The sequence below is a fragment of the Croceicoccus bisphenolivorans genome, assembly GCF_001634625.1.
Lineage (GTDB): Bacteria > Pseudomonadota > Alphaproteobacteria > Sphingomonadales > Sphingomonadaceae > Croceicoccus > Croceicoccus bisphenolivorans.
This window is the reverse complement of sequence record NZ_LRSE01000014.1, coordinates 39764-59986: the sequence shown is the minus strand read 5'-3', so window position 1 is coordinate 59986 and position 20223 is coordinate 39764. Positions and strand designations below refer to the sequence as shown.

The window sequence follows — 20223 nt, the reverse complement described above, 5'->3', positions numbered from 1 at the left end:
GTCCACATTCCACCGGCCGGCAGAGGTGGTATGACGACCAGCCGCTTGCTTCCGGCCTGCGCCGCCACGGCACAACCGGCACGGGCTGCTTGTTTCCGCTTCTGCAGAGGGTTAACGCCGCGCGGCGGCTGATCCGCCGTCCGGCATACGGGCGGCCACGTGAGGGACGGGCTTGAACACCAGTTCGGAAATTTCGCCGATGGCGGTGATGGAACGGGAAACGCGCGTCTGCCACGGCCCCGTGGCAGACAGCGTGCGCGGCATCCACGTGCCCCCTGGCCAGAACAACCTTGTCGGTGACGAATTCCTGATCCGCGAAGCTGGCCTTGCCTGCCATTACCGCAAGGGCGCCGGCATCACGGTGCAGATGGACGATCCGGAAAAGGCCGGAACGCTCGAACTGCTTCTGGCCGGATCGGTTTATGCAGCGATCGCCGCAATCAACGGGTTCCTGCCGGTCCACGCCTCTGCCGTGGAGATCGGCGGCGTGGCAATCGCGTTTACCGGCGCGGCGGGGGCGGGCAAGTCGACCACGGTCGCCGGCCTTCGCCAGCGCGGCCTGCCTATCGTGGCCGACGATACTGTGGTCCTCGACATGTCCGGCCCGCGGCCGTTGGTCCTGCCGGGGCACAAGCGGCTCAAGCTCTGGCCCGATTCGCTCGAACTGACCGGCATGTCGGGCCTGCAGCTCGTTTCCGAAGCCTATCCCAAGTTCTTCGCGACCGAAGGGGGCAGCGAACTGGACGGTCCGGTGCCGCTTGGCGCGATCGTCTCGCTTGTCGTGGGTGAGGAGCCTGCATTCGATGCCGTTCGCGGGGCAGCGCGCATCGCCTTGCTGGACGATGATCACTATACGGCCGACTATCACGCCGTGGCGCAGGGGCTGGACCATGGCGGCCGGCTGCGCGCCATCGCGGCGCTCGCCAACAGCGTACCGGCTTACCGTTACGTGCGCCCGCTGGACCCGGTCCGTTTCGCGGAATCGATTGATTTCCTGTTCGCAAAGGTGGCAGAGGTCGCGGCAGGATGACCACGATAACCAAATGCGAAGGCAGTTTCGTCGAGACGGAGGTCGACGGCGAACTCGTCCTGATGAACACCGCGACGGGAAATTTCTATTCCCTCGAAGACAGCGGCCTTGCAATCTGGCGAACGATCGACGGAAATCGCGGACGCGCCGATATCGTTAACACGCTGGCCCGCGAATTCGATGAAACACCCGAAGCGATCGCCGCCGATGTCGACGCCTTTCTGGCAAGCCTTGCCGATGCCGGCCTGATCGAGGAAAAGGCCGCCCCCTGATGCCCGTCCGCCTCCGAACGCTGGAGGCCATGATGCTGCTGATCGCGGCGCGAATGCTGGTCCGGTTCGTTCCGCTCGCGCGGTGGAAAGGGCTGCTCGGAGATTCGCAAACGCCCGAAAATAGCGCCAACCGCGATGCTGCAGATGCGAACGGCAACACCGAACTGACCGTGCGCCAATGCGTTGCCGCGATCCGGCGAGGCAGCTTCCGGCTGCCCGGCACGATCTGCCTGCCACAGGCGATCGGACTGCAATGGATGCTTGCCCGTCGCGGTATCAGTAGCACCGTAACCATCGGTTTCATGCCGGTTTCAAGGCGCGGGGATGCTGACGATCTGCACGCCTGGGTCGATTGGAACGGACACAAGATTCTTGGCGACCGGGGGGAAAATTACGCCAGCCTTCTGCAATTTCGGAAGAATTTTCGTTCTCGCAATTGCAAAAGCGGAACCGTCTGATATTCTCGCGGTTGTAAACGCCAATGGTAAACCGGTCGTTCGCTTGTTCGGACGCCCCTCTATAAGACAAGGATTAGTGGGTCATGCAGAACAAGACCGACCGTCGCTGGACGAAGCCGGAACTCAAGACTGTCGGCACTCTGCGCGATGTCGCTAACGCTGGCACCGGCACGAACCAGACGCCGAGCATCAGCAACGCATTCAGCTGACCGGCTTGCTGGCAGCGATCGTTTTCGGCTGGCCAGATAATCCATAATTTATTGCAATGATCGCGGCAGGTTTGGACTGGGGAGGCGATTCCCGGTACGATCTGTCGCGTATTGCGTTTTCGCTGGGCCTGCTTTCGGGCGGTGCAGCCGATAGCGAAGACCTCGATACCGGCGTCATCGCCCAAATGGCAGGCCCGCGCGCCCGCCCTGTGCGCGGATGGCAGGCCGCCCGCACTCCTTCCGGCCTTCCTGTCGCCTTCGTCGGCTGGGTCGACAACAGCGACGAAATCGCGGCAGAGCTGCACCTTTCCGGCGATACGGGTTTCGCATCCCTCTACGGCGCGGCCTTCGAACGCTGGGGCAATGCCGCCGAACGACGGCTGATCGGCGACTATGCCGCGATCATCGTGCAGGGTCCTGCAACTTTGCGGCTGTCGCGCGCACCATGGTCGGTTCATTCGCTGTTCTGGGCCAGTGACGGTACGGTCACGCTGGCCGCATCGGTCCCGCGCCCGATCTTCGCGGCGGGCTTCCCCAAGGTCGGCAACCCCGACCTCTATGCCGAGGCGCTGTCCAGTCTCGCGACGGTGCAAGGCGACAGCCATTTCTTCGAAGGTATCAACCGCACGCCGCAGGGCGCTGTAGTAACGATCGACCATGGCAAGGCCGAGGTAGACCGCTGGTACGATCCGCACGCGATCGGCCGGACGCGGCTTGCCAGCGATGCCGACTATGTCGACGCGGCCAGCCGGCATCTCGCCGATGCGGTACGCTCCGCCCTCCGCCCCGCGCGCAAGCCGGGCATCTTCCTGTCCGGCGGTCTCGATTCCCCACTCATCGCGGTGGAATGCATGGCGCAGATGGCCGAAGGTCAGAAACTGCAAAGCTTCACGTTCGAACCGATGCCCGGCGATCACGGCAACGTATCGGCAGGGCATTTCGCGTCGGACCGTCCCGCAGTTGAAGCACTGGCACAGCGTTATCCACGCCTGCAGCCGCATTTCGTGCAGAATGAGGGGATCAATTTCGCACACCGGCTGGAAGATTACTTCCTTGCCGGGGATGCGGCATACCCTGCCTATTCGCTGGTCGAAATGCACGGGCCGTGGCAGGCGGCTGCCGATGCCGGGTGCGACTGGCTGTTTACCGGGGAATTCGGGAACCAGACGTTCAGCAACGACGGGCGCTGGGCCTTCGTCGAATTCATGCGACGCGGCAAATGGATCGAATTGTGGCGCGTGCTGCGCGACTTTCCGGGTGACGACCGTTCGATGCTGCGCAAGCTGGCGGCACGTTCGCTGCTGCCGATGCTGCCCGCCGCCGTGCGCGGCGCGCTGCGCACGCTGGTTCACGGACCGGCGGAAAAGCCGCTGATCCGGCCCGAAGTCATGGAACGGCTACAGATTCAAGAACGGCGTGCAGAGTTTTTCGGAGAGCGCGAATGGTTCCGCTCTCACGAACAGTTCGTGGAAGTGTTCTGGCGTCAGGCCAGTTCGGGCGGAGAGATGGTCTATGCCATCGAACAGCTCCACGGTTTCCGGCTGCGCGGCATTCCGCGCTATCGCCCGCTGATCGAATTCTGCCTGTCGATCCCGACGCAGCAGTTCGTGCGGGATGGCCAGATGCGCTGGCTGGCGCGGCGCATGGCGATGGACAAGCTGCCCGAAGCGCAGCGCACGAACGTGAATTACGGGCTGCACGGGGTCGACTGGCACCAGCGCAACACGCCCTACCTGCCGGAAATGCGGGTGGAGCTGGAGCGGATCGCCGACGATCCGATGATGTCGCAGATCGTGGATGTCGACCGCGCTGTCGAACTGCTCGACAAATGGCCCGACCGGCCCACGGTGCACGGCCGCGCCGAAATCCTCTATCCGGTTGCAGCAGCCATCATCGCGGGCCGCTTCGCCCGCTATGTCGACGGCCGGAATTAAGTATCGTTCGGGCGCCGCGCGTGACGCGGATCGCGACTGACGCTAGGAACCGGGGATGAACGGGCCGGCCACAACCCTTGCACACAGCATTCCCCGCGCGCGGCTGGCGGCTCTGGTGGCGCTGATGCTGGGCGTTGCCCTGACCGAAGGGGCAGGCATTCTCGCGCTCGTGCCGATGCTGGCCATACTGGGCGACGGGGCCGCGCAATTGCCCGACTGGCTGCAACCCTATGCCGCGAACATCGGCATCGGCCCGCTGCTGGCCTTCTTCGTGGCGCTGGTCGCTGGCAGGGCAGCGCTGCAGTATGCACTCACGCTCAACCAGCAAAAGATCCAGTTCGCCTTGATCGATACGTGGCGCAGCCGCGTCTACGCCAGCCTTGTCCGTGCAAGCTGGCGCACGCTGTCCTCCATGCGGCAGTCGGACAATATCAGCCTGATGGTCACCAGTATCGACCGGCTGGGTTACGGCTTTGCCAACCTGTTGCAGGCCATTGCCACTTGCGTGACGCTGTTTGCGATCTGGGCCGCGGCGCTTTGGCTTGCCCCTGCGCTTGCGCTGGCCGCGGTTGTGGGCGGGCTGGTCGTTATCGCCGGTTTCATCCCGCTGAAGCGCAGGGCGCACGTGCTGGGCACCCTGCTGGGCGAACGCTACGGCCAGGTTCACGCCACGCTGGACGATGGCCTGGGCGCCATGCGCCTGATCAAGAGCCACGGGCGCGAAGCCGCCGCGATCAGCACGATGGAAAACGGCATTACGGACTTGCGCCGCGCGCAGATCGCGTTCCAGCGCGCCACCGCGCGAAGCCGGGCGGCGCTGCACATCGGCGCTGCCATGCTGCTGGCGGCAATCGTCGCCTTCGCCATGGCCCAGGGCACCTCGCTGGCGGTTCTGCTGCCGCTGATCGTGCTGTTCGGCCGTTCGGTGCCGCTGCTCGACGGATTGCAGCAGGCGATCCAGCAATGGAGCCACGCCGCACCCGCCCTTGCCGATGCACAGGCCCTGCTGGCCGTGACCGAGGCGGATGCCGAACCGGCCCTGCCGCCCGCCCCACCGGTCGTGCCGCGCGGCGCAATCGCATTGGTGGACGCCGCCGTGCATCACCGCGGCCGCGACCTGCCGGCTGCCGACCATGTGTCGCTTGCGCTAGACATCGGGACGACGACGGCGCTGGTCGGCCCGTCGGGTGCGGGGAAAAGCACGCTGGCCGACCTGTTCGGCGGGCTGGTAGAGGCCGACAGCGGCTCGCTTCAGGTCGACCGGCGCGCATTGCATGCAGAGGAAGTCGTCCGCTGGCGCGGTTCGGTATCCTACGTGCATCAGGAACCGGTGCTGTTCGCCGGTTCCATCCGCGAAAACCTGTTGTGGGCAGAACCGGATGCCGGTGAAGCCCGCCTGGCAAGCGCGCTACGCGAGGCTGCTGCCGGCTTCGTTTTCGACCTGCCCGACGGTCTGGATATGCAAGTCGGCGATGCCGGACGCAAGCTTTCTGGCGGAGAGCGGCAGCGGATTGCCCTTGCCCGCGCGCTGCTGCGCGATCCGGCGCTGCTGATCCTTGACGAGGCGACCAGCGCGCTGGACGCGGATAGCGAGGCCGCGATTGCCGAAGCCGTCGCCGCGATGCAGGGGCACCGCACTATCCTGATCGTCGCCCATCGCGGGCTGCTGACGCAGCTGGCCGACCGTGTCGTCCATATGCGCGACGGACGGATCGAACACATCGATGACCGGCGGAGGGAGCGGGCATGACCCTCGACCTTGCCGCCCGCAAGCGCGCCCTGCTGGACATGGTCGGCCCCGAACGCGCCGCGCGTCCGAACGGCCCCAAGGCTGCGGGCGAGGAGGACTGGGCCGAAATTGACGCCATGGCCGCGCAGCACCGGCTGCAACCATGGCTTCACGACCGCTTCCGCAATGGCGGCATCGCGATACCGGTGCCGCAACCGGTTTCCGATGGCTGGAAGAATGCCTATCGCCATGCCGCTCTGGGCGCGCTGACGGCGCAGGCCGCGCTGGTCCGCCTGTCCACGGCGATGCAGGCGCACAGTGTGCCGATGGTGGCGCTGAAAGGTTCGCGCCTCGCCTTCTTCGACTATCGCGAAGCCGCGTTGAGACCGATGCGGGACATCGACATCCTTGTCGCGCCAGAAGATCTTCCGGCGGCGCTGGATGCGCTGGCCGGTATCGGTTGCGACATACCCCAAGACCGGACCGGCGCAATCGCAAGGGCGCTGGAAAGCGACAAGCACCTTGCCCCGATCGCGGTGCCGGGCTGCGACCGCTTTGTCGAAGTGCACCATCGCATCGCCGATCCCGGCTTGCCGTGCATTGCCACCGACGCGATCATCGCGGCATCGCGGACAGACAGCCTTGGCGGCGCGACGGTTGCCTTCCCCTCTCCCGAACATATGCTGGGGCACCTTGTCCTGCACGCGGTTTACAATCACCGCTTCGATTGCGGCCCGCTGGCGCTGGTCGACATCGCGATGTTGCTGGGCCGCGAAACGATCGATGCCGCGCGCTTTGCGGAGCAGGCACAGGCGGGCGGCTGGCTGCCGGGTGCAAGGCTGGTGCTGGCGCTGGTGGAACGAGTGATGGGGCCAACGGGGTTCGACATCGGGCAAGCCGCCGTGCCGCGCGACATCATCGCCAATGCCGAAATGCTGCTGCTGCAGGATTTCGACCAGCGCGAACAGGTTGTGCTGGCCAGCCAGTCGGCCCGGTCCGGCCTTGCCGCCACGGTCCTTGGCCGCTTGCGCAAGGGGCTGGCGCAGCGCCCCGATGGCGGGCGGCTGCGCTGGATATCCACCCGCACCGCCCGCACCATCCGGCAGGCGCGCGACCCGCGATCGCGCGGCGAGGCGAATTCGGGCGCAGCGGTGGCGCGCTGGCTCGCCACTGCGCCGGCATCCGGCAATCCACTGGATTAAGATGGAATTCAGCGGCTATTCACGGGCCGGCGAATAGATCACAAGCCAAGACTTCCGACCGGTCCGCAACCATTTCATGCGGCGCGGGCGGCAGACGGGGGCGATTGCAGGGGTTGAACGCGCAAGGCTGCGCTTCCACCTTTGCGTCCATCCCCGATAGACGAGATTCGAACCGGAGACATGATCCGATGAATGCATTCAAGCGTGTGCCAGTATCGTTCCGCAAGACAGCGGCGGCCGTCGCCGCCGTGGCCGGAATCGGTGCGCTTGCGGCGCTACCCGCACCTGCAACGGCCAGCCCTGCATCATGCCAGGGCGATCTGAGCGGCAAGAGCTGGCTCAATGTCGAAGTTACCGGCGTGAAGTCGTCCTCCGGCCTGATTGCGGTAACGGTCTATGCCGACGACAGCAGCAAGTTCCTTGTCAGCAAGGGTTCGCTGGATGTCGTGCGCTTTCCGGCCAGCCAGGGCACGTTCCGCGGCTGCGTGAAGCTGCCCAAGAACGGGGTCTATGCCATCGCAGTCTATCATGACGAGGATGGAAGCCGGAAACTGAACCGCACCGGCCTTGGCCTGCCTGCCGAAGGATTCGGATTTTCCAACAATCCCAGCACGCTTGCCGGCATTCCCGCATTCCGCTCGGTCCGCCTAAGCGTGCCCAAGCCGGGCCTGACGACGCGGATCAACATGACCTATCCCTGATTCCGGTCAGACATACAGGGACTATCAGCGCCCCGGCCGCTCGACATAGCGGCCGGGGCGTTTATCTTGGCGGGATGCGCATCACGACCCAGACCCGATGAACAGTATCCCCAACGACGACCTGTCCGCCGCCGCCGAAGCGCTGGGGCCGGATATCACCGCCCTTCGCCGCGCGATCCACTCCGATCCCGAACTGGGGCTGGAAACACCGCGCACGATGGCCAAGGTGCGCGAGGCGCTGGCCAACCTGCCGCTGGAATGGCGCGAAGGCACGAAAACCACCGGACAAGTCGCGATCCTGAAAGGCGGGAAAGGCGCAGGCCGCCGCGTGCTGCTGCGCGGCGACATGGATGCCCTGCCGATGGGGGAGGAAACGGGCCTCGACTTCGCATCGACCATACCCGGCCGGATGCACGCCTGCGGCCATGACAGCCACACCGCCATGCTGGCCGGTGCCGTGCGCCTGCTGGCCGATCGGGCGGGCGATATCGCGGGCGAGGTTATGTTCATGTTCCAGCCGGGCGAGGAAGGCTTCGGCGGGGCGCGCATGATGATCGAAGACGGGCTGCTGGACCCCGCACCCGAAGCCGCCTTTGCCTATCACATCATTCCCAACGCGCCGCACGGCCTCTTCGTCTGCCGCGAAGGCGCGCTGATGGCTGCGTCCGACGCGATCGAGATCGTGGTAACGGGGCGCGGCGGGCATGCATCGATGCCCCATTCCGCCGCCGATCCGCTGCCCGTCGCTTGCGAGATCGTGACCGCGCTGCAAGCGATGGTCACGCGCCGGTTCGATGCCGCCGACCCGGTAGTGGTGACGGTTACCCAGTTCCGCGCCAGCAATGCCGACAACGTGATCGCCGAACGCTGCGTGCTGCGGGGGACGATCCGCACGCTTTCCGATGCCACGCGCGAACGGGTTCATGCCGCCTGCCGCGATCTCGTCACCGGCATAGCATCGGCCCATGGCATGAAGGCCGAATTCATTGTGCAACAGGGTTTTCCGGTTACCGCCAACGATCCGCGCGCGGTGCAACTGGCGCGCGAAGTCGCGACGGACCGGTTCGGCAGTGCATCGTGGTACGACCTGCCCGATCCGCTGATGACGGCGGAGGATTTCTCCTACGTCCTGCAGAAAGTGCCCGGCGCGATGCTGTTGCTGGGCGTGGCCGCGCCCGATGCCGACTGGGCCAAGGCGCCCGGACTGCACAGTCCGCACATGCATATCGACGAAGCGGTGCTGCCGCGCGGATCGGCGATGCTGGCGGCCCTTGCCCTGCGCGTTCTGGAAACCGGCCTGCCAACGACGTGATCGGGCAGCCCGATCCGGGCACCTGATTCGCACCCTTGCTGGACCCCACCGCCCCCGCCCGTTAAGGCGGGCGCGAAATGAGTCGCCTGCGCCCCCGTATCCCGATCCCGGAACGTCTCTCGCAAGAGATGGGGGACTGGCGACGGCGCGTGGCGACACTGGCCGGCGCGATCTCCATCGGCATTGTCGCGCTGGTGTTCGCCCGCGCGGGCGACCTTGCGCTCCATGGTTTCGAAGCGCTGGTGGCGAAGTGGGTCTGGCTGCCCATCATCCTCACCCCCGCGATATTCGTCGTCTGCGCATGGCTGACCCGCGTCGCCGCGCCCGAAGCGGCGGGCTCGGGCATTCCGCAAGTCGTGGCCGCCGTCCGCAACGAAAGCCAGGACGACAAGCTTTTCGCGCTAAAGTCGGGCCTTGCCAAAATCTCGCTGACCGTGCTGGCCCTGTTCGGCGGCGCTTCGGTGGGGCGTGAGGGGCCGACGGTGCAGGTCGGCGCAGCGATCATGACGACAACCCACCGCATCGCAGGTGCCTCCGTGCGGCGCAGCGTGCTGATCGCGGGCGGCGCGGCGGGCGTGTCGGCAGCGTTCAACACCCCGCTGGCCGGAATCGCCTTTGCTATCGAGGAACTGGCCATCGCCTACGAACAGCGCATGGCCGCGCTGGTGATGGGCGCGGTCATCATCGCGGGCATGACCGCGCAGGGCATCGCGGGGAACTACACCTATTTCGGATCGATAGAGGCCACGCTGCCGCTGCATACCGTGATCGTTGCGGCGCCGCTTGCGGGGCTGGTCGGCGGCGCGCTGGGCGGACTGTTTTCGCGCGCGCTGATCGGCATGCGCGGGCGCGTCAGGGCCAGCAGGCTGCTTGGCAACCGCCCGATCGTCCTTGCCCTGCTGTGCGGCATCGTCGTCGCCGCGATCGGCATCGCGACCGGCGGGCTGACATGGGGCACCGGATATGAGCCGGCGCGCGTCGCGCTGGAGGGTGAGACGGTCAGCGGCTGGCTTGGCCCGGCAAAGTTCGCCGCCACGCTCGCCACGTCGCTCAGCGGTATTCCCGGCGGCATCTTCGCCCCTTCTCTCGCAGTAGGGGCGGGCTTTGGCGAATGGCTCACATGGCTGTTCCCCGCCGATTCGCGCGGCGCGATCGTGATGCTGGGCATGGTCGCCTATTTCACCGGCGTCGTGCGCGCGCCGCTGACCGCCGTAATCATCCTGACGGAGACGACCGGCAACATCGGGCTGCTGTTGCCGCTGTTTGCCGCCGCGCTGCTGGCCGACTGGGCCGGGGCAATGGTCTGCCGCGAACGGCTTTACCACGCGCTGGCCCGCGATTTCCTGCCGAAAACGGAACCTGAGCCCGAAGCGCCCGCGCCCAAACCCGCCTGACGGCTTTATCGCCGCGCGCGGCTCGCCTATGAACCGTCGCATGAAGGAAAACTGGGTCATCGGCGTCATCGGCGGTTCGGGTCTCTACGAGATCGACGCGATAGAGGATCGCCAGTGGATCGGCGTAAACTCGCCATTCGGGCAGCCATCGGACGAAATCCTGTTCGGCAGGATCGGCAATGTGCAGTTCCGCTTCCTGCCACGCCACGGCAGGGGGCACCGCGTCGCCCCGTCGGACCTCAACGCACGCGCCAATATCGATGCGCTGAAACGCGCCGGCTGCACCGACATTCTGGCGATCAGCGCGGTCGGTTCCCTGCGCGAGGAGATCGAGCCGGGCCGCTTCGTCGTGGTCGACCAGTTCATCGACCGGACGCAGGGTCGTCCCGCCAGCTTTTTCGGCACCGGCATGGTGGCCCATGTCTCGATGGCCGATCCGGTATGCGAACGCCTGTCGGCCCATGCCGCCGCCGCCGTGGAAGCCGCGGGCGGGCGCGTCGCCAAGGGCGGCACATACCTCGCGATGGAAGGGCCGCAGTTTTCCACCCGCGCGGAAAGCCACCTCTATCGCCAGTGGGGCGCCGACGTCATCGGCATGACCGCCATGCCGGAAGCAAAGCTCGCGCGGGAGGCGGAGCTGCCCTACGCCCTTGTCTGCATGGCGACCGATTACGATTGCTGGCGGGAAGACGAAAGCGCGGTGGAAGTCACCGACGTGCTGGCCCAGATGAAGGCCAATTCGAAAATCGCGCGCGAAACCGTTGTCCGTTTCGCCGAAGCCCTGCCGGAAAGCCGCACCCCTTCGCCCATCGACAGCGTGCTCGATCATGCGATGATCACCGCGCCGAATGCGCGCGATCCGGCGGTTCTGGCCCGTCTGGACGCGGTTGCCGCCCGCTGGCTTGCCGCAAACGCCGTATCGGAATGACAGGAAATTTCATGCTGATGACGATATCTTTCAATATGGTGGCAGATATCGAGAGGTAATGTACGATTGTCGGCCTGCGCCTTTCGCTTTGTGCGCAACGACGGGGCAAAATGGGGGGAAGCGCGATGGCCACGACCGGCCTCGACATTCTGCATATCGAGGATGACGCCCGCATCGCGTCCGACCTTCAGCAACTCGTTCGCGCAACGGGCGACCGCGTGTCGTGGGAGGCAAACGGCGCTGACGGGCTTCGCCGCGCCGGCATGGGGAAGTTCGACGTCATCATCCTCGACAGGATGCTGCCCGATATCGACGGGCTGACCCTGATCAAGCGGATGCGGCAAAGCGGGATCGGCACGCCGGTGCTGATGCTTTCGGCGCTGGGCCGCACGATCGACCGTGCCGAAGGGCTGGACGCTGGGGCCGACGATTATCTGGCCAAGCCGTTCGAAGCGACGGAACTGCTTGCCCGCCTGCGCGCGCTGCACCGCCGCGCATCGGGCCATTCGCACGATGCCGTCATCATTCACGGCGCGTTCGAATGCCACGTAAAGGCGCGCACCGCCTTTCGCGGGAACAAGCACCTTGCGCTCAGCCCCAAGGAGTTCGAGCTGTTCCGCTATCTCATCGAGAATGCGGGAGAGGTCGTGACGCGCGAAATGCTGCTGCGCGATGTCTGGAAGATGAGCTTCGACCCGCAGACCAATGTCGTCGACGTCAACATCGGACGCCTGCGCCGCAAGCTGGAGGAAGGTTTCAACTCTCCGGCACTGGAAACGATCTGGGGTACCGGTTATCGCCTGCTCGACGGGAAGTGAGCGTGTCGTCGGCCATCATGGCTGACACGCTTCGCCTTGGGGGAGAGGGGATTTGACCGAAGTCCGCCTGCTGGATTCGATCTTCACGCGGCTCATCGCATGGTCGATCGCGGTCTGCATCGCGGTCGTGCTGGTCCTTGGCGCGCTGGTCGGTGCAAAGTTCGAGCAACTGGCCACTACGACACAGGAAGCGGCGATCAATGCCGACATGGCGACCCTGCTCGAAACCTATCGCCAGGGCGGAGAGACCGCACTTGTCGAGCGGATCGAACAAAGGCTCAAGTTCCGGTCGCCCACCGGCAATGCCCCGCATTACATGCTGGTCGACGATAGCGGCCAGCGGCTTGCCGGCGACCTGAGTGCATGGCCCGTCGCCGCAAATGGCCAGATGCAGACAATGGAACTGCCGGGCGGCATCTTTTCGCACGCGCGCAGCATCGATCTGGGCGAGGGTCGCAACCTGCTCGTCGCGCGCGAAGCAACGCTGGACGAGATGATCCTGAACGAGATCGGTTTCGCCTTCGTCGCGGGCGGGTTGTTCGTGGTTTTCGCCGTCGGCGTGGCTGGCCGGATCACCACCGGCCGCCTTGCCAAGCGGGTGAACCGCATCAACGCTGCCTTCGCCAATCCGGACGAACATCGCCTTATGCTGCTGGCCAAGGGCCGCAACGCGGATGACGAGATCGGCGAACTGACCCGCCATTCCAGCGAAGCACTGCAACGGCTGAACCGGCTGGTCGATGCGCACCGCGACACGCTGGACCAGATCGCCCACGAAATGCGCACCCCGCTGATGCACCTCGACAGCAAGCTGGTCCGCGCGATCAGGGCCGCGCCGGACGATGCAGCGGCGGAAGGGCTGACAGATGCGCGCGGCGAAATCCGTTCGGTCATCTCGATGCTCGAATCGCTGCTCGACATCTCGCACAGCGAAGCGCACCGCGGCGACCGGCGCGGGCTGGAGCCGATGGATCTGTCGGAAATGCTCCAGAACCTGTCCGACCTCTATGCCGGCAGCGCAGAGGAAACCGGCCATCACTTCGACGTCGCGATCGCGCCCGGCATCACGTTCACGGCCGAGCAGATGCAATTGACCCGCCTCGTCACCAACCTGCTCGACAATGCGTTCAAGTATACGCCCGCGGGCGGAACGGTATTCCTCGGGCTGGAGGCGGGGCCGGTCATCACCGTCGCCGATACGGGGCCGGGCGTGCCGTTCGACGATCGGGAGCGGATCTTCGAACGGTTCAGCCGGGCCAGCGGCAACCATGGCGCCAGCGGGGGATCGGGCCTTGGCCTTGCGCTCGCCCGCGCGATCGCTCGCCGCCACGGGCTCGACTTGCGGTTGCGCCCGACGATGCGGGGCGCCCATTTCGAAGTGCGCCCGGAACAGACAGAAGCCGCCTAGGCCCGGATCGTGTTCAGATCGGCAGGCGGCTCGTCAGCTTGATGCGTCGCAGCGCAAAGCTGGAATTGACCGAGGCGACGCCCGGCAAGTGCACCAGCACTTTCTTCAGGAACCGCTCATACTCCTCGATACTGCCGGTCACGACCCGGATCAGGTAATCGCTATCCCCGCCGACGAGGAAGCATTCCACGATCTGCGGATGGCTGAGGACCGCTTCGGCAAAGGCTTCCAGCGTATCCTCGTCATGGTGCGCGATCCGCACGTTGGCAAAGACATCGACCCCAAGCCCGACTTTCGCCGGGTCGAGAACAACCTCGCGCCCGGCGATCACGCCATCGTCCTCCAGCCGTTTCAGCCGCCGCCAGCAAGGCGTGTGCGACAGGCCCACCTTGTCGGCCAGTGCGTTGATCGACAGTTCCGGCTCTGCCTGCAGCGTGCGCAGAATCTTCCAGTCGAGTTCGTCCATATTCTTTTCGCTATTCCATCTAATCCCGCAATCATTCTTGCATATTATGATCCTGAATGAAAAGTTTTCCTAAACTTACGTGCCACGGGCCGAAGAAAGGGAAAACATCCCACGGCTGATGCGTTACAATGGGGCAAGCGGGCGCGAGTCCCGCTGCAAGAGGACGTGCCCGTGACAAAGTCGAACCTGCCCAGACTGCAGCTGCATATACCCGAACCCCCGTCGCGCCCCGGCGAGGAAGTGACCTTTGCCCACGTAAATCGCGGCGAGGCAGGTGCGGTGTCGCGGCCCGATATCGCGGTGCACGAAAGCGAAGTGCGCGACCTTCCCTACAAGCTGATCCGCGTGCTCGATGACGACAATCAGGCTGTCGGAGAGTGGGACCCGAAGCTGGCGCCCGAAACGCTGATAAAGGGCCTGCGCGCGATGATGTTGACGCGCACTTTCGACGACCGCCTGTTCCGCGCCCACCGGCAGGGCAAGACCAGCTTCTACATGAAATCCACCGGAGAGGAGGCAATTGCCGCCGCGCAGTCGATGGCGCTGGACAAGGGGGACATGTTCTTCCCCACGTATCGCGCGATGGCATGGCTGCATGCGCGCAACTACCCGCTGACCACGCTGTGCAACCAGATCTTCTCCAACGCCGAAGACCCGCTGGCGGGCAAGCAGTTGCCGATCCTGCTGTCGGCGCGCGACTACGATTTCTACTCGATCTCCGGCAATCTGGGCGTCCGGTTCGTCCATGCCGTGGGCTGGGCGATGGCATCGGCCTACAAGAACGATACGAAGATCTCCCTCGCCTATGTCGGTGACGGCACGACGGCAGAGGGCGACTTCCACGAGGCGATGACCTTTGCCGCCGCCTATCGCGCGCCGACGATACTGTGCGTGACGAACAACCAGTATGCGATTTCCAGTTTCGCAGGGTTCGCCGCGCCCGAACGCCTGCCTTTCGCGGCCAAGGCGCTGGCTTACGGATTTCCGGGCATCAAGGTCGACGGCAACGACTTCCTCGCCGTGTGGGGCGCGACGCAGTGGGCCGCCGAACGCGCGCGGACCAACAACGGCCCGACGTTGATCGAATTCTATACCTACCGCGCAGAGGGGCATTCCACCTCCGACGATCCCAGCGCCTATCGCCCCAAAGACGAGGCCGCGCACTGGCCGCTGGGCGATCCCGTGGAGCGGCTGAAGGACCACCTCATCGCGCTGGGCGCATGGGATGAGGAAAAACATGCCGCGCTTGAGGCCGAGCTGAAGGACAAGGTGAAGGTCGCGGTGAAGGAGGCAGAGGCCATCGGCACGCTCGGCCAGTCGAAGCCGCCGATCGAGGAGATGTTCGAGGATGTCTTCGCCGAAAAGGACTGGCGTCTGAAAGAGCAATTGCGCGAGTTGAAGGCCCGCCGCGCCCGTCGTGAGGGAGAGGGCGCATGAGCGAGACGAAACGCATGAACATGATCCAGGCGCTGAATTCCGCGCTGGACGTGACGATGGAGCGCGATCCGGACGTTCTCGTCTTCGGAGAGGACGTGGGCTATTTCGGCGGCGTCTTCCGCGTTACCGAGGGGCTGCAGAAGAAGCACGGCCTCACCCGCTGTTTCGATGCCCCGCTGACCGAGGGCGGCATCATCGGTGCTGCCATCGGCATGGGCGCTTATGGCCTGCGCCCCGTGCCGGAAATCCAGTTCGCCGATTACATCCTGCCTGCCTACGACCAGTTGGTGAGCGAGGCTGCACGCCTGCGCTACCGCTCCAACGGGGAGTTCTGCGCGCCGGTGACGGTCCGCACCCCCTATGGCGGCGGCATCTTCGGCGGACAGACGCACAGCCAGAGCCCGGAGGCATTGTTCGCGCATGTCACCGGCCTGAAGACGGTGATCCCGTCGAACCCCTACGACGCCAAGGGGCTGCTGATCGCCAGCATCGAATGCGACGATCCGGTCATCTTCCTGGAGCCCAAGCGGCTCTACAACGGCCCGTTCTACGGCAGGCCGGACGAGGAACTGAAGACGTGGGACAAGTCCGGCCTTGCCACCGCAGAGGTACCGCTGGGCCATTACGAAGTGCCGCTGGGCCGCGCCGCGCTTACCCGTGAAGGCAGCGAAGTCACGGTCCTGGCCTATGGCACGATGGTCCATGTCGCGCTGGCGGGGATCGAGGAATCGGGTGTCGATGCCGAACTCATTGACCTGCGCTCCATCGTCCCGCTCGACATCGATGCGATCACCGCCTCCGTTCGCAAGACCGGACGATGCGTGATCCTGCACGAGGCAACGCGCTTCGGCGGTTTTGGCGGAGAGCTTTCCGCATTGGTGCAGGAACGCTGTTTCGACCATCTGCGCGCCCCGATCGAGCGGGTTGCCGGTTACGACATGCCCTACCCCCACGCCTTCGAATGGGATTACTTCCCCGGGCCGATCCGGCTTGCCGAAGCGCTTCTGACCGCCGTGGAGTATCGCTGATGGGCACTTACAAGTTCCGCCTGCCCGACATCGGCGAAGGCGTGGCCGAGGCCGAAGTTACCGCGTGGCACGTGAAGCCGGGCGATGTAATCGAAGAAGACGATCCGCTCTGCGACGTGATGACCGACAAGGCGACGGTCGACATGACCAGCCCCGTCGGCGGCACCGTGCGCGCGATCCACGGAGAAGTCGGTGAGATGAAGGCCGTCGGCTCGGTGCTGGTCGAACTGGAAGTGGAAGGATCGGGCAACGCCGAGGACGATGTTCCCGCACCGCCAACCGCACCGAACGAGGCACCGGAAGGGCCGACGCCCCCTCCTGCCCCTGTTGCGGAGCGTGCCCCCGCACCCGCCCCGAAACGCCCTGCCCCCGCGCCGACCGATAGCGCCGAGCCCTCCTTCGCGCTTGCCGCCCCTGCCACGCGGCGCAAGGCGGCGAAGCTGGGTATCGATCTGGCCAAAGTGCCCGGATCGGGCCGCCACGGCCGCGTCACGCCGGAAGATATCGAACACTACCTCGGCGGCGGCGACCCGCGTTACGAGGCGCGATCGGGCGTGGAGGAGATCAAGATCATCGGCCTGCGCCGCAAGATTGCCGAGCGCATGGAGGAAACCTGGCGCCGCATTCCGCACATCACTTATGTCGAGGAATTCGACGTCACGGCGCTGGAGGAAACCCGCGCCGCGATGAATGCAGGGCGCAAGGATGGCCAGCCCAAGCTGACGTTCCTGCCCTTCCTCGTCCGCGCAATGGTGAAAGTGCTGCCCGAATTCCCGCACCTCAACGCGCATTACGATGATGATGCGGGCATCTTGCGCCAGCACGCCGCCGTCCACGTCGGCATCGCCGCCGCGACGCCGGCCGGCCTGATGGTGCCGGTGGTGCGCCATGCCGAACAGATGGACCCGTGGGCCATCGCATCCGAAATCGCGCGCCTGTCCGAAGCCGCGAAAGAAGGCCGCGCAAGCCGCGAGGAGCTGACCGGATCGACCATAACCATCACCTCGCTTGGGCCCATCGGCGGCATTGCGACGACGCCGATCATAAACCGGCCCGAAACCGCCATCGTCGGCCCGAACAAGATCATCGAACGGCTGGAACGGCGGAACGGCGAGATCGTGACGCGCAAGTTCATGCCCGTCTCCTCCAGTTTCGACCACCGCATCGTCGACGGTTACGAAGCAGCGCAGTTCATGCAGGCGCTGAAGCGACTGATCGAAACGCCCGCGTTGTTGTTCGTGGATTGAGGGGGAAATTCGGTCGCCGCCCGCCCTATCCCAATCAGGGTTAGGGGATCCGGCCTTTCCGTGCTACACGGCTTTCGCTGACGTCGAAATATGCGACGGACTTCGGCTTTTGACCGCCGCTTGCTGCCCAGCAGCCCCGGCGTTAACCAGACGGCGACTTCCTTTCATCGGACGACCATACGCACAACCGCTCCACGTGTCGTGGCGCGGCAACCAATCGTTCCTGAAAGGAACACGACATGGCCAAGACAGGCACCGTAAAGTTCTTCAACGCCGACAAGGGCTACGGCTTCATCCAGCCCGACGACGGTTCGGACGACAGCTTCGTCCACATCACCGCCGTGCAAGCCGCCGGCATGCAGTCGCTCGATAAGGATCAGCGTCTGAACTACGAAGTCGAACAGGGCCGCAACGGCAAGGCCAGTGCGGTCAACCTGTCGGCTGCCGACTGACAACGGTTCTATCCCGCGCGGGAAATTTCGCCGCGCGGGATAGCCTTTGCCACAACGGGAGCAGCCGATGAGCCAGACCTTCGAGTTTTACGATGCCCGCGCCCGGGAGGCTGCGATCGAAGCCAAGCAGGCAACACTCCAGAACGTGCGAGAGCGCAATCTGCGGGCCGAAAAGACATGGCGCGGCCTTGCCGATCAGGCAAAGCGCGTGACTGCGGAAAAGCTGAAGCGGGAGAACGCCCGCGAAATCGTGGCCGAGCCGACCGCCACCGACGAACCGGCCCACGCCGCGAACTGACGCGCTGAAAAACTGACCGGATGTGATCACGGCCTGCGAACAGGCTCGCTGCCGCCAAATCGCATAACTCGGTGCGGGGCGGCATCGGCCGATTTCACTGTCCTACACGATAGAGCGGCGTCATCCTGCACGCCGCTCTTTGTCATCGTCGAACCCCTCGCAACCTGTCACCTGCCATGCGGGTGCGGCCAGCCCAGCGTTTCTGCGCCTTTCACAGGTTTCGTGCCGGGTGACAGGGTGTCACCTTTGTCACCTGCGATCCGGACCGCAGGACCGAACAAGAAAAAGGCGCCAACCCTTATCGGGCGGCGCCTGTTTCTTTTCAGCCTGCTTCGTGGCTGCTTGTCGAGCCGTGCGTCAGCAGTTGCCTTCCACACCGTCCGCACACTCGCCAACGGATTCAATGTCTTCGCCCATACCCTTGACCGTGTTGCAGGCCGAAAGGACGAGGATGCTGCCGCCCACGGCAAGCGCTGTCAGGATCTTCTTCATGTGTTCTCTCCGATGATGCGGCTTGCCTGTATCCGGCTGCCTGTAACCCGTTCGTAACGCACCATGAAACCGCTAGTTCCTGACCGGGGTCGTTCGGCATGACGGACGCAACGGGTGCGTCGACGCCCACTCCCCTTTTCAAAACCGCGCCCTGCCGCTAGGGGCCATTGCTCCTGAACGACAGCGGAGCATCGCGTGCCCAATCTCATCCTCGTCCGCCACGGCCAGTCGCAGTGGAACCTGGAAAACCGCTTCACCGGCTGGTGGGACGTCGACCTCACCGAAAAGGGCGAGGCCGAGGCCAAGGCTGCGGGCGAGCTGATGGCCGCAAAGGGCATGCTGCCCGATGTCGCCTTCACCTCCTACCAGACGCGCGCGATCCGCACGCTGCACATCGCGCTGCGCGCCGCATGCCGCCTGTGGATTCCCGAAACGAAGGACTGGCGCCTTAACGAACGCCACTATGGCGGGCTGACCGGTCTCGACAAGCAGGAAACCCGCGACAAGCACGGCGACGAGCAGGTGCACATCTGGCGTCGCAGTTTCGACATTCCGCCGCCGGTCCTCGACCGCGGCAGCGAATTCGACCTGTCGTCCGATGCGCGTTATGCCGGCATCGATGTGCCGCAGACCGAAAGCCTGAAGGACACGATCGAGCGCGTGCTGCCCTACTACACCGCGAACATCCGGCCGGTGCTGGCCAGCGGCAAGACGGTGATCGTCTCGGCCCACGGCAATTCCCTGCGCGCGCTGGTGAAGCACCTGTCGGGCATTTCCGATGACGATATCACCGGGCTGGAGATTCCGACCGGCCAGCCGATCGTCTATCCGTTCGAGGGCGGCGAGCCTTCGGGCGAACGCTACTACCTTTCCGAGGCCTGAGCCATGACCGCACCCGCCGCACCCCCGGTCGCAATCGTGATGGGCAGCCAGTCCGACTGGCCGACCATGCGCCACGCCGCCGAAGTGCTGGAAGCGCTGGGCGTTCAAAGCGACTGCCGCATCGTTTCGGCCCACCGCACGCCGGAACGCATGTTCGATTTCGCAAAGGGTGCCGCTGACGAAGGCTTCAAGGTGGTGATCGCGGGCGCGGGCGGCGCGGCGCACTTGCCGGGCATGGTCGCATCGATGACGCACTTGCCGGTGCTGGGCGTGCCGGTGAAATCGAAGGCGCTGTCGGGGAAGGATTCGCTGCTTTCCATCGTGCAGATGCCGGGCGGCGTTCCGGTCGGCACGCTGGCCATCGGCGATGCGGGCGCGAAGAACGCCGGCCTGCTCGCCGCCGCGATCCTCGCCACAAGTGACGAGGCACTGGCCGAACGGCTGAAGGCATGGCGCGCCGCGCAAAGCGCAAGCGTGGCAGAGCGTCCGACGGACGAAGCCTGACATGCCGAACGGGGGCAAAGTG

The 20223-nt window shown here is 65.1% G+C and carries 22 protein-coding genes; 20 read left to right on the top strand and 2 right to left on the bottom strand.

Going from position 1 to position 20223, the window contains the following annotated elements; translation table 11 throughout:
- The first annotated feature begins 172 nt into the window (after nucleotides 1–172).
- From A7A77_RS14035 to A7A77_RS13980, 13 genes are all read left to right on the top strand, one after another.
- A complete protein-coding gene (locus tag A7A77_RS14035) occupies nucleotides 173–1030 on the top strand; it encodes a hypothetical protein (RefSeq protein ID WP_156500582.1) in 858 nt (285 codons plus the stop codon).
- Entirely contained in the window at nucleotides 1027–1302 is a 276-nt protein-coding gene (locus tag A7A77_RS14030; RefSeq protein WP_066559632.1) for a PqqD family protein, read from the top strand. Before A7A77_RS14035 ends, A7A77_RS14030 begins: the two co-directional genes overlap by 4 nt.
- Nucleotides 1302–1760: a lasso peptide biosynthesis B2 protein gene (locus A7A77_RS14025; protein ID WP_066559629.1), complete on the top strand. Its 459-nt coding sequence runs from the start codon at nucleotides 1302–1304 to the stop codon at nucleotides 1758–1760. Before A7A77_RS14030 ends, A7A77_RS14025 begins: the two co-directional genes overlap by 1 nt.
- A gap of 83 nt (nucleotides 1761–1843) precedes the next feature.
- Nucleotides 1844–1969 carry a hypothetical protein gene (locus A7A77_RS18485; RefSeq protein ID WP_281180033.1) on the top strand — a complete coding sequence of 42 codons (126 nt, stop codon included), beginning with the start codon at nucleotides 1844–1846 and terminating at the stop codon, nucleotides 1967–1969.
- Nucleotides 1970–2025: 56 nt separating this feature from the next.
- Complete coding sequence (locus A7A77_RS14020) at nucleotides 2026–3903, top strand: asparagine synthase-related protein (protein WP_066559628.1); 1878 nt, start codon at nucleotides 2026–2028, stop codon at nucleotides 3901–3903.
- A gap of 55 nt (nucleotides 3904–3958) precedes the next feature.
- Entirely contained in the window at nucleotides 3959–5653 is a 1695-nt protein-coding gene (locus A7A77_RS14015; RefSeq protein WP_066559626.1) for an ATP-binding cassette domain-containing protein, read from the top strand.
- Nucleotides 5650–6834, top strand: a complete 1185-nt coding sequence (locus A7A77_RS14010) for a nucleotidyltransferase domain-containing protein (protein WP_066559624.1) — start codon at nucleotides 5650–5652, stop codon at nucleotides 6832–6834. The genes A7A77_RS14015 and A7A77_RS14010 overlap by 4 nt, the downstream gene beginning before the upstream one ends.
- A 188-nt stretch (nucleotides 6835–7022) precedes the next feature.
- On the top strand, nucleotides 7023–7535 hold the full coding sequence (locus A7A77_RS14005) for a DUF2141 domain-containing protein (protein ID WP_066559617.1): 513 nt from the start codon (nucleotides 7023–7025) through the stop codon (nucleotides 7533–7535).
- A 97-nt stretch (nucleotides 7536–7632) separates the two neighbouring features.
- Nucleotides 7633–8847, top strand: a complete 1215-nt coding sequence (locus A7A77_RS14000; RefSeq protein ID WP_066559613.1) for a M20 metallopeptidase family protein — start codon at nucleotides 7633–7635, stop codon at nucleotides 8845–8847.
- 77 nt (nucleotides 8848–8924) lie between these two features.
- Complete coding sequence (locus A7A77_RS13995; protein WP_066559610.1) at nucleotides 8925–10241, top strand: chloride channel protein; 1317 nt, start codon at nucleotides 8925–8927, stop codon at nucleotides 10239–10241.
- Nucleotides 10242–10281: 40 nt separating this feature from the next.
- Nucleotides 10282–11169 carry an S-methyl-5'-thioadenosine phosphorylase gene (gene mtnP, locus A7A77_RS13990; protein ID WP_066559607.1) on the top strand — a complete coding sequence of 296 codons (888 nt, stop codon included), beginning with the start codon at nucleotides 10282–10284 and terminating at the stop codon, nucleotides 11167–11169.
- Nucleotides 11170–11294: 125 nt separating this feature from the next.
- Nucleotides 11295–11987, top strand: a complete 693-nt coding sequence (locus A7A77_RS13985; protein WP_156500581.1) for a response regulator transcription factor — start codon at nucleotides 11295–11297, stop codon at nucleotides 11985–11987.
- 52 nt (nucleotides 11988–12039) lie between these two features.
- Nucleotides 12040–13395 carry a sensor histidine kinase gene (locus A7A77_RS13980; RefSeq protein WP_066559594.1) on the top strand — a complete coding sequence of 452 codons (1356 nt, stop codon included), beginning with the start codon at nucleotides 12040–12042 and terminating at the stop codon, nucleotides 13393–13395.
- A gap of 13 nt (nucleotides 13396–13408) precedes the next feature.
- Here the strand turns inward: A7A77_RS13980 and A7A77_RS13975 are convergent, their stop codons facing one another.
- On the bottom strand, nucleotides 13409–13861 hold the full coding sequence (locus tag A7A77_RS13975) for an Lrp/AsnC family transcriptional regulator (protein WP_066559591.1): 453 nt from the start codon (nucleotides 13859–13861) through the stop codon (nucleotides 13409–13411).
- A 171-nt stretch (nucleotides 13862–14032) separates the two neighbouring features.
- Between A7A77_RS13975 and A7A77_RS13970 the strand changes: the two genes are divergently transcribed.
- The 5 genes from A7A77_RS13970 (at nucleotide 14033) to A7A77_RS13950 (ending at nucleotide 18323) form a co-directional block, all read left to right on the top strand.
- The gene (locus A7A77_RS13970; protein WP_082836155.1) at nucleotides 14033–15298 is read left to right on the top strand and encodes a thiamine pyrophosphate-dependent enzyme; all 1266 of its coding nucleotides are present in this window, start codon (nucleotides 14033–14035) and stop codon (nucleotides 15296–15298) included.
- 14 nt (nucleotides 15299–15312) lie between these two features.
- Nucleotides 15313–16326, top strand: coding sequence for an alpha-ketoacid dehydrogenase subunit beta (locus tag A7A77_RS13965; RefSeq protein ID WP_172799918.1), 1014 nt, complete (start codon nucleotides 15313–15315; stop codon nucleotides 16324–16326).
- Nucleotides 16326–17573 (top strand): dihydrolipoamide acetyltransferase family protein, encoded by a 1248-nt coding sequence (locus tag A7A77_RS13960; RefSeq protein ID WP_066559583.1) that lies wholly within the window; start codon nucleotides 16326–16328, stop codon nucleotides 17571–17573. The genes A7A77_RS13965 and A7A77_RS13960 overlap by 1 nt, the downstream gene beginning before the upstream one ends.
- A 239-nt stretch (nucleotides 17574–17812) precedes the next feature.
- Nucleotides 17813–18025, top strand: a complete 213-nt coding sequence (locus tag A7A77_RS13955) for a cold-shock protein (RefSeq protein WP_066559581.1) — start codon at nucleotides 17813–17815, stop codon at nucleotides 18023–18025.
- 67 nt (nucleotides 18026–18092) lie between these two features.
- Nucleotides 18093–18323: a hypothetical protein gene (locus tag A7A77_RS13950; RefSeq protein WP_066559578.1), complete on the top strand. Its 231-nt coding sequence runs from the start codon at nucleotides 18093–18095 to the stop codon at nucleotides 18321–18323.
- Nucleotides 18324–18680: 357 nt separating this feature from the next.
- On the opposite strand, the gene A7A77_RS17530 is transcribed toward A7A77_RS13950, so the two are convergent.
- Nucleotides 18681–18815, bottom strand: coding sequence for an entericidin A/B family lipoprotein (locus tag A7A77_RS17530; protein WP_082836147.1), 135 nt, complete (start codon nucleotides 18813–18815; stop codon nucleotides 18681–18683).
- Between the two features lie 195 nt (nucleotides 18816–19010).
- On the opposite strand from A7A77_RS17530, the gene gpmA reads away from it, so the two are divergent.
- Entirely contained in the window at nucleotides 19011–19697 is a 687-nt protein-coding gene (gene gpmA / locus A7A77_RS13945; protein WP_066559576.1) for a 2,3-diphosphoglycerate-dependent phosphoglycerate mutase, read from the top strand.
- Nucleotides 19698–19700: 3 nt separating this feature from the next.
- Nucleotides 19701–20201, top strand: coding sequence for a 5-(carboxyamino)imidazole ribonucleotide mutase (gene purE, locus A7A77_RS13940; protein ID WP_066559569.1), 501 nt, complete (start codon nucleotides 19701–19703; stop codon nucleotides 20199–20201).
- Nucleotides 20202–20223: the final 22 nt, after the last annotated feature.

What these genes read in the sequence shown, in the direction of transcription:
- A7A77_RS14030 (WP_066559632.1), top strand. Translation starts at nt 1,027, where the DNA reads ATGACCACGATAACCAAATGCGAAGGCAGTTTCGTCGAGACGGAGGTC.
- A7A77_RS14025 (WP_066559629.1), top strand. Translation starts at nt 1,302, where the DNA reads ATGCCCGTCCGCCTCCGAACGCTGGAGGCCATGATGCTGCTGATCGCG.
- A7A77_RS18485 (WP_281180033.1), top strand. Translation starts at nt 1,844, where the DNA reads ATGCAGAACAAGACCGACCGTCGCTGGACGAAGCCGGAACTCAAGACT.
- A7A77_RS14020 (WP_066559628.1), top strand. Translation starts at nt 2,026, where the DNA reads ATGATCGCGGCAGGTTTGGACTGGGGAGGCGATTCCCGGTACGATCTG.
- A7A77_RS14015 (WP_066559626.1), top strand. Translation starts at nt 3,959, where the DNA reads ATGAACGGGCCGGCCACAACCCTTGCACACAGCATTCCCCGCGCGCGG.
- A7A77_RS14010 (WP_066559624.1), top strand. Translation starts at nt 5,650, where the DNA reads ATGACCCTCGACCTTGCCGCCCGCAAGCGCGCCCTGCTGGACATGGTC.
- A7A77_RS14005 (WP_066559617.1), top strand. Translation starts at nt 7,023, where the DNA reads ATGAATGCATTCAAGCGTGTGCCAGTATCGTTCCGCAAGACAGCGGCG.
- A7A77_RS14000 (WP_066559613.1), top strand. Translation starts at nt 7,633, where the DNA reads ATGAACAGTATCCCCAACGACGACCTGTCCGCCGCCGCCGAAGCGCTG.
- A7A77_RS13995 (WP_066559610.1), top strand. Translation starts at nt 8,925, where the DNA reads ATGAGTCGCCTGCGCCCCCGTATCCCGATCCCGGAACGTCTCTCGCAA.
- mtnP (WP_066559607.1), top strand. Translation starts at nt 10,282, where the DNA reads ATGAAGGAAAACTGGGTCATCGGCGTCATCGGCGGTTCGGGTCTCTAC.
- A7A77_RS13985 (WP_156500581.1), top strand. Translation starts at nt 11,295, where the DNA reads ATGGCCACGACCGGCCTCGACATTCTGCATATCGAGGATGACGCCCGC.
- A7A77_RS13975 (WP_066559591.1), bottom strand. Translation starts at nt 13,861, where the DNA reads ATGGACGAACTCGACTGGAAGATTCTGCGCACGCTGCAGGCAGAGCCG.
- A7A77_RS13965 (WP_172799918.1), top strand. Translation starts at nt 15,313, where the DNA reads ATGAACATGATCCAGGCGCTGAATTCCGCGCTGGACGTGACGATGGAG.
- A7A77_RS13960 (WP_066559583.1), top strand. Translation starts at nt 16,326, where the DNA reads ATGGGCACTTACAAGTTCCGCCTGCCCGACATCGGCGAAGGCGTGGCC.
- A7A77_RS13955 (WP_066559581.1), top strand. Translation starts at nt 17,813, where the DNA reads ATGGCCAAGACAGGCACCGTAAAGTTCTTCAACGCCGACAAGGGCTAC.
- A7A77_RS13950 (WP_066559578.1), top strand. Translation starts at nt 18,093, where the DNA reads ATGAGCCAGACCTTCGAGTTTTACGATGCCCGCGCCCGGGAGGCTGCG.
- A7A77_RS17530 (WP_082836147.1), bottom strand. Translation starts at nt 18,815, where the DNA reads ATGAAGAAGATCCTGACAGCGCTTGCCGTGGGCGGCAGCATCCTCGTC.
- purE (WP_066559569.1), top strand. Translation starts at nt 19,701, where the DNA reads ATGACCGCACCCGCCGCACCCCCGGTCGCAATCGTGATGGGCAGCCAG.